The organism is Cobetia sp. (genome assembly GCF_983723665.1).
Window position 1 is genome coordinate 3650 of record NZ_CFDJES010000174.1, and the last position, 1079, is coordinate 4728.

Annotated in this window: 1 protein-coding gene; it reads right to left on the reverse strand. The window is 65.5% G+C overall.

The genetic code is table 11. From position 1 onward, the window contains the following. A partial coding sequence (locus AC4FAH_RS13215; RefSeq protein ID WP_490246185.1) for an ATP-binding cassette domain-containing protein occupies positions 1 to 1079 on the reverse strand: 1079 nt, incomplete at both ends.

Genomic DNA, 1079 nt, shown 5'->3' on the forward strand with positions numbered 1-1079 from the left:
GCCAGGTCATGACTGATGAACAGATAGCTCAGGCCTCGGCGTGTCTGGAGTTCACGCAGCAGGGCAATCAGCTGTTTCTGCACGCTGCGGTCCAGTGCCGAGGTGGGCTCATCGAGCACCAGCAGTCTGGGCTCGAGGATCAGGGCGCGCGCGAGGGCAATTCGTTGACGTTGACCGCCGGAGAACTCGTGGGGATAGCGATCGGCACACGCCGAGGGCAGTTCGACTTCCTCCAGCACCTGCGCCACACGCAGGCGAACCTCGTCGTCGCTGAGCGTTGGATGATGAAAGCGCAGACCTTCACTGATGATGTCCGCCACCGGCATGCGTGGCGACAGCGAGCCGTATGGATCCTGGAAGACGATCTGCATCTGACGGCGACGCAGGCGCAGCGTGTTGCGATCCAGCGTATCGATGCGTTCGTTCTCGAGGTGGATCTCGCCCTTGGCGGCCTGCAGCCTCAAGAGCGCCAGGGCGAGTGTCGTCTTGCCGGACCCCGATTCCCCGACCACGCCGAGCGTCTCGCCGCGGGCCAGTGTCAGATCCAGCGGATGAACGGCGACGAAGTCCGCGGGGCGCTTCTGGAACAGCTTCTTGCTGCGAGCGAAGCGCACCTCCAGCTTGCGCGCGGCGAGAACCGGTGTCGCGGCGTCCTCGGCACTCAAGTCGCTGGCGAGGCCTTCGGGTTCGGCGGCCAGCAGCTCGCGGGTGTAATCGGCCTGTGGCGCATCGAATACCTCGTCGACGCGCCCTTGCTCGATGCATTCCCCGTCGCGCATCACGATCACGCGGTCGGCGTGACGGCGCACCAGATTGAGGTCATGGCTGATCAGGACCATCGCCATGCCCTGGTCGCGGCGCAGGCGATCCAGCAGCTGGAGTATCTCCTGCTGCACGGTGACATCCAGCGCCGTGGTCGGCTCATCGGCGATCAACAGCGGTGGCTGATTGGCCATCGCCATGGCGATCATCACGCGCTGGCGTTGCCCGCCGGAGAGCTGGTGTGGCCAGGCGTCGATCAACTCCTCGGGACGCGGCAGCTGCACCTGGCAGAGCAGTTCCAGCACGCGCTGGCGGGC